This window comes from Winkia sp. UMB3158 (assembly GCF_030217145.1).
GTDB lineage: Bacteria > Actinomycetota > Actinomycetes > Actinomycetales > Actinomycetaceae > Winkia > Winkia anitrata.
In genome coordinates this window covers 90,756-99,010 of sequence record NZ_JASONH010000008.1, presented here as the reverse complement: position 1 = coordinate 99,010, position 8,255 = coordinate 90,756, and the positions used below count along the sequence as shown (strand labels likewise).

The window sequence follows — 8,255 nt, the reverse complement described above, 5'->3', positions numbered from 1 at the left end:
GTGCGCCATGAGGGAATCGAACCCCCAACCCGCTGATTAAGAGTCAGCTGCTCTGCCAATTGAGCTAATGGCGCAGGCGTTTGTTTCTCAAAACGTCCGAGAACTACTGTAGCGCTACGTCTGTTCAGATATCAAATTGGCTCCCTGTGACATGCATCGCGTTGCCCTGAAGCTGTAGCGCAATGGGATGTCAATCCCGGTTAAACTAGCTTCAGATTGGAAGAGTGTTTGGAGAGATTTTGAACGAGCATAGCGGGGTAGGCCGCACTTGGGCGGAATGTTTTCTGCTGCTTTCGGTAGTCGGGATGGCGGCCTCCATTGCCCTGGTAAAGGCAGAGCTTTCGCATCTAAAGAATCCAGATGCAGCTTTGGCTTGCGACATCAACCCACTGGTGGGGTGTGGCAAGTCCCTGATGTCGCCGGCAGCGCACTTGCTTGGGGTGCCCAACGCCCTAGTCGGAACTGCGATCTTTGCGTTTGCAGTCGCGGTAGCACTTCTACTTGCCATGGACGTTGCCTTGCCGAAGGTAGCTTGGTTCTTGGGTGCCGCTGGTGGAATTGTGGGATTGGGGGCTGTGGCGTTCTTCCTCTACCAGTCCATTGTCGTTTTTGGGGCACTGTGCCCCTACTGCCTTGTGGTGTGGGTGGTCGCCATTGCTATGGCGTGGATGCTAATTGGTAAGGCTGCGCGCCTTTGCAATCCAGACGGGGCGGTGGGTTCTTTCCTGTCCGCTTACCCGTGGGCTCCAACTGTGCTTACCTATCTCGTTGGCGCGGTTGTGGTCGTCTTGGCAATGGCGGACCAGATTGCGTTGGTGTTGTAAATGGATCTTTCTGCGATGGCCGAGGACTATTTGAAATACATCTACTCGGCAACAGAATTTGAAGATGCCCATGTAGGAACCAACTCTCTAGCTGCCGCAATGGCCGTGGCGCCCTCTACGGCCTCGGAAAATATTCGTCGTCTGGTGGACGCCGGACTGGTCGAACACGAACGTTACCGCGGCATAGGGTTAACGAAACAGGGGTACGAACTGGCGGTGCAGCTCGTGCGCAAGCACCGGCTACTGGAGACCTTCTTGGTGGACATTCTTGGTTACACCTGGGAGGAAGTAGACGAGGAAGCCGAGATTTTGGAGCACGCTGTCACGGAGCGCCTCTTAGGGCGCATTGACAAGGTCCTGGGCCACCCTAGACGCGATCCACACGGTGACCCGATTCCCGCAGCTGACGGCAGTGTCGAGGACGCCCAATGGGTTCGCCTGAGCGCGGTCGACAAGGGAGCGCTGGCACGCATAGAACGCGTCTCCGACGAAGATCCGCTAATCCTGAAGGAAGTAATTGCACAGGAGCTGTTACCCGGTGCGGAAGTCTTTGTAGCTGAACACAAGACGTACGCCGGAGTTATGCAAGTGGTGGTAAATGGAAAAGAAAAGACGATCGGCGACCCGGTGGCCGCCGCCATCTTTTGTGCCATTACTTGAGCGAGTGAAGATCCTTTGGCACGAGCTTCTCAAAACCTGCATCCACAAGTGCGCGGCGGAGTTTGGTGGCCGCCTCGTCCAGTTCGGCAGGGGAAGCCTGTGCTGCATTAGCAAGGTTGAGTTCGCCCTCACCATGAACCGGGATGACGTGCAGGTGCAGGTGTGGAACGTCGAAACCGGCAATGACTAAACCAGCGCGCTCGCAGTCGAAAGCCTTTAGCTGGGCCGCGCCGATCCGCTTAGCAACCACGGCAAGGTGGCTGAAAAGCTTTTCGTCAGCCTCCCAGAAGCTCTCCACTTCCTGGCGGGGAACAACTAAAGTGTGACCGGCATTTACCGGCTCGATAGTCATAAACGCAACCGCCACGTCGTCCGCATAGACGAAAGTGCCGGGAATTTGCCCATCGATGATTTGGGTGAAAACGGACATTTATCCTCCTTGTTATACCGCTTCAATCTTATGAATTTGGAAGTCGGATTGTGAGCTAGTTTCAATGGTTGGGGCTAAATGACCTAGGATTGAGGCGATAACGCCGCAAGGAGGAGACAAGATTCATGGCTGAAGAGACTGCTCACCGGTATACCGCCGCTCTGGCAGGCCAGATTGAAAGAAAATGGCAGGACAAATGGGAAACTGAACAGACCTTTGCTGCCGATAACCCGGTAGGAGACCTTGCAGGCCCTCTGGCCGAGGCCGATCCTTTCTTCCTCCTAGACATGTTCCCTTACCCTTCAGGGAAAGGGCTGCACGTGGGGCACCCGCTTGGCTATATCGCGACTGACGTGGTTGCCAGGTATCAGCGAATGCTCGGCAAGAACGTGCTGTACACCATGGGCTACGATGCTTTCGGCCTGCCTGCTGAGCAGTACGCGATTCAGACCGGGCAGCATCCTCGGGTAACTACCGAACAGAACATTGCAAACATGAATAGGCAGCTGCGGCAGATCGGCCTCTCTCATGACAAGCGTCGTTCTTTCGCCACTACTGACAACGAATACGTCAAGTGGACTCAGTGGATCTTCTTGAAAATTTTTAGTTCCTGGTACGACCCGGATGCGCAAAACCGTGAAGGCGGCAAGGGCTGTGCGCGGCCTATCGAGACTCTGATTGCCCAGTTCGAGGACGGAACTCGGCAGACACCAGATGGTCGCGAGTGGGCAGAACTGTCTAAGAAGGAACAGGCCGATATCGTAGATAGCTACCGGCTCGCCTACGTGTCCTATGCGCCGGTCAACTGGTGTCCTGGCCTTGGCACTGTGCTCGCAAACGAGGAAGTTACTTCCGAGGGCCGCTCCGAACGTGGCAATTACCCGGTCTACAAGTCGAAGCTGCGCCAGTGGATGATGCGGATTACGGAATATGGCCACCGGCTTACCAAGGACCTGGAAACTATTGATTGGCCCGACAAGGTGCGGGCAATGCAAGAGAACTGGATTGGTGAATCGCATGGGGCGAACGTAACGTTCGATTTGGCTGATTCTGCCGGATCTGATGTTTCTTCCCTAGAGGTGTACACGACCAGGCCGGACACTCTGTTTGGAGCAACCTTCATGGTTATTGCTCCTGAACATCCTCTGCTGGGCGATTCGGATCCGCAAAATGACGACCTGCATGTGCCAGCTCAGTGGCCTGAGGGTACCAGGGAGGCGTGGACCGGCGGTGCGGCGACCCCGAAGGAGGCTGTGAAGGCATACCGGCTCCAGGCCGCTGCGAAGAGTGACGAAGAACGTGGTGATGCAACCGAAAAGACTGGCGTATTCACCGGTATCTTTGCTACGAACCCGGTCAGTGGTGTCCCGGTTCCAGTGTTTGTGGCCGACTACGTGCTTTGGGGCTATGGAACGGGCGCCATTATGGCGGTGCCAGCACACGATGAGCGCGACTTCGCATTCGCTAAGAAGTTTGATCTGGATATCATCACCACCATTTCGCCGGAAGAAGGTTTTGACCCCAGTGAAGCAGCCTGGACCGGCGACGGCGTGCTCATGAATTCTGCCAACGATTCTATTGACCTGAACGGTAAGAACAAAAAAGAGGCAATCGCGGCGATGGTGCAGGGGCTGGAGCAGACCGGCCATGGTCATGCCGCCACCACCTACAGGTTGCGTGACTGGCTCTTCTCTAGGCAGCGCTACTGGGGGGAACCATTCCCGGTGGTCTATTCGAAGGATGGGCGCGTTCATGCCCTCCCCGAGGACATGCTTCCGGTGACCTTGCCGGAACTGGATGATTTCAACCCGCGAGTCTTTGATCCCAACGATTCTAAGTCGGAGCCAGAACCTCCGCTTGGACGGGCACGAGATTGGTTGAGTGTAGAACTTGACCTGGGCGAAGGTAAGCAAACCTACTATCGCGACTCAAATACGATGCCGAACTGGGCGGGTTCTTGTTGGTACGAGATCCGTTACACTGACCCGAATAATGACGGCCAGTTCGTGGATCCCATGAACGAAGCCTACTGGATGGGTCCGCGCTCAGATGGTGCCTCTGGCGGAACTGACCTGTATGTGGGCGGCGTGGAACACGCCGTGCTTCACCTGCTTTACGCTCGCTTTTGGCACAAAGTGCTCTTTGACCTTGGTTATCTGTCTAGTTCGGAGCCTTTCCACAAGCTCTTCAACCAGGGCTATGTGCAGGCATACGCGTACACTGACGGGCGCGGTCAATATGTGCCCGCAGACGAGGTCGAGGGCGACGAGGAATCTGGCTTCACCTACCAAGGAGAGCCAGTCACCCAGGAATACGGCAAAATGGGGAAGTCCCTCAAAAACATCGTTACTCCCGACCAGATGTGTGAAGAATACGGTGCCGACACGTTCCGCGTATACGAAATGTCGATGGGGCCGCTTGACATGTCCCGTCCCTGGGAGACCCGCGCCGTTGTTGGTTCCCAACGATTCTTGCAGCGACTGTGGCGAAACGTCCTCGATGAAAACACCGGAGAGGTAACTGTCACCGAGGAAGAACTTGATCGGAAGACTGCAAAGCTTCTGGCTCGCACGATTGCCGATGTGACTGTCGAATACGACAATATGCGCATCAATACGGCGATTGCCAAGATGATCGTGCTGAATAACCACCTGACCGGTTTGAAGCAGGTACCGCGAAAGGCAGTTGAGCCGCTAGTGCTCATGCTCTCGCCTGTCGCCCCGCACATCGCCGAGGAATTGTGGCAGATTTTGGGACACGAAGACTCCATCGCCCGCGTGTCCTTCCCCGTGGTAACTGATGAGTCCTTGCTGGAAGAGGACGAAGTTACCTGTATTGTGCAGATTCAAGGCAAGGTGCGCGAGAGGCTTTCAGTGTCGCCCTCAATTTCTGCTGAAGAGTTGCAGGAGGCAGCGCTTTCGACGGACGCGGTGAAGGAGGCACTAGGTGGCCGCGAGCCCATGCGTGTCATCGTCAAGGCACCGAAGCTGGTGAACGTCGTACTTCCGAAGAAATAGGCTCTAGATAATTAGTGGGGCCAGCTAGCGCTGGCCCCACTAATTATCTGTCGAAAGGTTGTCCCAACTGTAAGGGGTTTATTTAGTTCCTAGCAGGTGGGTTCGCATACGCTCTTCCGCTTGTAGGCGGGTAGATTCCCGGTTGGTGCGCTCAGCAAGAAGAGCGGCAATTATCTGTTCTGGCGGTGCCTGTGGCGGCCGTGGCAGTACCGCTACGTATACCTGCCTCATAATCTGCTCAGCGAGGGAACGTCCGCCGGCGGAGCTAAATAGGTCGCGTCTGGTTATGAATTGCCTCATGGCAATGGCGAGCCCAGGGCTGATGCCTCCAAGATCGACAGTTTTGGCCCATGCCTCAAGTTGCGGGGGCATCTGCGGAGGAGTGGGGATGCGCAGTGGCATGCGTTCGCGGATTACGTAAGTGCCTGCTGCCAAGTCACCAACTCGCCGAGAACGTTTTTCCACTAGGACTGAAACGACAGAGATAGCTTGTATGGTCCAGATTTCGATTAGCCCCATGAGCGCCCTGGTAAAGCACTGGCGCCAGACGATTGGGCCCGAATCTATCCGAACTACCCTCATTCCGCCAATCAGCTTCCCCAAAGACTTGCCTTTTGACAGGTACTCGACTGTGGCAGGAAGAATCAGGATAGAAAAAGCCATAAGAAGTATAAGTGCTGCTTTGACAAGGGCCTCGTCCAAGCTGGGGCCGTACTTTATGAAGAAGTACAGCATGAGGATAGCCAGAGAGGCGTAGAGAACCAGGTCCAAGATGCCACAGCAGATCCGGATTACGGGTGCAGCCGGAGGAATCAGCAGGGCTACGCCCTCGCCTGCAATGAGTTCGTCTGTTTCGTTAGTCGCCACGCCTTCGAGCATACAGGTTCGGTAAGCTAAAGGCATGGACATAGATGCGTATGCAAATATACACGAACCGCGGTGGCGAGAACTCGAAAAGCTTACTAAAAAGAGGAAGCTCACCGCTGCTGAAGCAGATAGGGCTATAGAGCTTTATCAGCGAACTAGCACGCATCTGTCGCAGCTGCGCACAACTGAGCCTGATCCGTCCCTAGTGGCTTCACTGTCGATGCTGCTCGCTAGGACCAGACGCAGGATGGGCTCTGCGACTCGTCCGTCCTTGAAGATGGCATCGCATTTTTTGACCTCGACTTTCCCAGCAGCACTCTACAAGTTGCGTTGGTGGTGGATGTCAACGATGGCGGCAAGCCTAGCAGTGTGCATTTTTATAGCGTGGCGCATCATTCATGATCCGTCTCTCGAGAGTTTGATTGGTACGCCGGAACGAATTCGACAACTAGTAGAGCATGACTTTGCAGATTATTACTCCGAGTATGCTGCCAGTCATTTTGCCTTCAGCGTGTGGGTCAATAATGCGTGGGTTACCGCTACCTGTATTGCTACGGGCATGCTGGGGCTCACGGTGATCTTTTTGCTCTATCAAAATGTGGCTAACTTGGGCGTTTCTGCGGCAATACTAATAAATCATGGGGCAGGAGCACAGTTCTTCGGATTGATTTTGCCGCATGGCACACTGGAGCTCACTAGCGTGTTCGTGGCGGGCGGGGCCGGTCTCTACCTTTTTTGGTCGTGGATAAGTCCGAAAGATAGAACTAGAGGCGAGGCCCTTGCTAATGCGGGACGCACAGTTGCCGGAATTGCAATTGGGTTGGTACTAGTCCTAGCCGTATGCGGCGCACTAGAGGGGTTCGTTACGCCCTCTGGACTGCCCACCGCCGTCCGCATTGGCATTGGTATCGTTGCTGAGGTGCTTTTCTTCGTGTATGTGTTTGGACTGGGAAGATATGCCTACAATCACGGTAACGATGGAGACATCACTAAGTCTTGGCAGGAAGATAAAGAAATAAGAGTTGGGTGAATATGTCGCGGAGGGCGAAGATCTTTTTACCGCTGTTGGCCTTAGCATTAGCCCTGGCAGCAGGCGGAGCATACTGGTTTTATTTTCATGACAAAGGGCTCCCTGGGCAGAGCATTTCCGGGGTGTCTATTGCGGGAAAAAATCAGTCTGAGGTAGCTGCCCTTATCCGTAAACATGCCCAAAATGCCTCCCTTGAGGTTACCGGTCAAGGCGTAAAATCTCGCTCTTTCACTGGAAAGGAATTGGGGGCTAGTGTCAGCGCAGAGGAGAGCGCGAAAAAGGTATTCGCGCACCGCTCGTTCTGGGACTACTTCCTAATACCTGTCAGCGGAAGCACCGAGGACCTAGTTGTGGATTATGCTTATCCCGCTTTGATCGAAGCCGCCGCGGGACTTACCAAAGACTACAAAGAGGCCGTCGAACCGGAACTGGTCGTTGCCGCGGGAACGCTCACGATTCAGGAGGGCAAAGAAGGGCGCGGCATTGCGCCTACAAAGCTATCCGAAGGCTTCACAAAGGTACTTCGCGAGGGCAATTCGCAGAAGATAAATCTTTCCGCTGGGGTAGTGAAACCTCTAAACACGGCTAGCGATTTACAAACCTATCTTGCGTCAGCGAAGAAGTTCGCGCAGGTAGCAATCAAAGTTGCCGCTGCCGACAAAACCTTCGAAGCGGCAGAGACTGACAAGCTTGGATGGGTTACTTCGCCCTCCAAACTGGGGAAAGCTCCAAAACGAGCCACAGCCGATGCGGCAAAGGTACAAAAATGGCTCAGAAGCAAAGAAAAGGAAGCTGCTAAGGTTCCTCAAGATGGATGCCGGAACGTTACCGAGGACGGAAATGTCACCCAGGTCGTAAAGAAGAAGGTCGACGGAACAAAAGCAAATAATGTCCCCGCACTATCGCAGCAGATAGCTGCAGCATTGTCCACTACAAAGCCGTTCTCGGGCTCATTTGACATGGTTTCGGCGCCGGCAAAGTGGCAGGACAAGGTGATTGCTCCTGGAGCAGAGAAGCTTCCATATCAGGCCAGCAAGGGCGAAAAATGGTTCGATATCAACCTAACTGACTACACAATTGCCGCCTACCAAGGCGCAGACAAGGTGATAGGTCCCTACCTGATGGTTCCGGGCAGTCCACAGCACCCAACGCCGCAGGGAACTTATAAGGTTTACATTAAGCGGCCTATACAAACCATGGTCGGCTACAACGATGACGGCTCGCTAGCATACCGCGCCCCGAATGTGCCATGGATTTTGTACTGGCATTACTCATACGCAATCCACGGCGCATACTGGCAGCATCAGTTTGGTCCGGGCGTAGGCTTCGGAGGCTCGCATGGGTGCGTACAGCTACCGCCTGAAAAAGCAAAAGAGATGTTTGACTTTGGTGAACTTGACACCGTAGTGAGGGTCCACAAGTAACCG

General features: G+C 54.5%; 7 protein-coding genes and 1 tRNA gene. 5 read left to right on the top strand and 3 right to left on the bottom strand.

What is annotated here, in order from left to right; translation table 11 throughout:
• Nucleotide 1: 1 nt before the first annotated feature.
• Nucleotides 2-74: transfer RNA gene (locus QP400_RS09550), tRNA-Lys, on the bottom strand.
• Nucleotides 75-239: 165 nt separating this feature from the next.
• Here QP400_RS09550 and QP400_RS09545 point away from each other — a divergent pair.
• Together QP400_RS09545 and QP400_RS09540 are read left to right on the top strand one after the other, a co-directional pair.
• Nucleotides 240-824 carry a vitamin K epoxide reductase family protein gene (locus QP400_RS09545; RefSeq protein ID WP_004806168.1) on the top strand — a complete coding sequence of 195 codons (585 nt, stop codon included), beginning with the start codon at nt 240-242 and terminating at the stop codon, nt 822-824.
• Complete coding sequence (locus tag QP400_RS09540; protein WP_101485663.1) at nt 825-1,484, top strand: metal-dependent transcriptional regulator; 660 nt, start codon at nt 825-827, stop codon at nt 1,482-1,484.
• Here QP400_RS09540 and QP400_RS09535 read toward each other — a convergent pair.
• Nucleotides 1,477-1,914 carry an HIT family protein gene (locus QP400_RS09535; RefSeq protein WP_004806171.1) on the bottom strand — a complete coding sequence of 146 codons (438 nt, stop codon included), beginning with the start codon at nt 1,912-1,914 and terminating at the stop codon, nt 1,477-1,479. The genes QP400_RS09540 and QP400_RS09535 overlap by 8 nt on opposite strands.
• A 125-nt stretch (nt 1,915-2,039) precedes the next feature.
• Here QP400_RS09535 and QP400_RS09530 point away from each other — a divergent pair, with 125 nt between their 5' ends.
• Nucleotides 2,040-4,931: a leucine--tRNA ligase gene (locus QP400_RS09530; RefSeq protein ID WP_004806173.1), complete on the top strand. Its 2,892-nt coding sequence runs from the start codon at nt 2,040-2,042 to the stop codon at nt 4,929-4,931.
• Between the two features lie 78 nt (nt 4,932-5,009).
• Here the strand turns inward: QP400_RS09530 and QP400_RS09525 are convergent, their stop codons facing one another.
• A complete protein-coding gene (locus QP400_RS09525) occupies nt 5,010-5,798 on the bottom strand; it encodes an RDD family protein (protein WP_048707004.1) in 789 nt (262 codons plus the stop codon).
• Nucleotides 5,799-5,832: 34 nt separating this feature from the next.
• Between QP400_RS09525 and QP400_RS09520 the strand changes: the two genes are divergently transcribed.
• Together QP400_RS09520 and QP400_RS09515 are read left to right on the top strand one after the other, a co-directional pair.
• Complete coding sequence (locus QP400_RS09520; RefSeq protein WP_004806176.1) at nt 5,833-6,828, top strand: stage II sporulation protein M; 996 nt, start codon at nt 5,833-5,835, stop codon at nt 6,826-6,828.
• 122 nt (nt 6,829-6,950) lie between these two features.
• Nucleotides 6,951-8,252 (top strand): L,D-transpeptidase, encoded by a 1,302-nt coding sequence (locus tag QP400_RS09515; RefSeq protein WP_285462655.1) that lies wholly within the window; start codon nt 6,951-6,953, stop codon nt 8,250-8,252.
• Nucleotides 8,253-8,255: the final 3 nt, after the last annotated feature.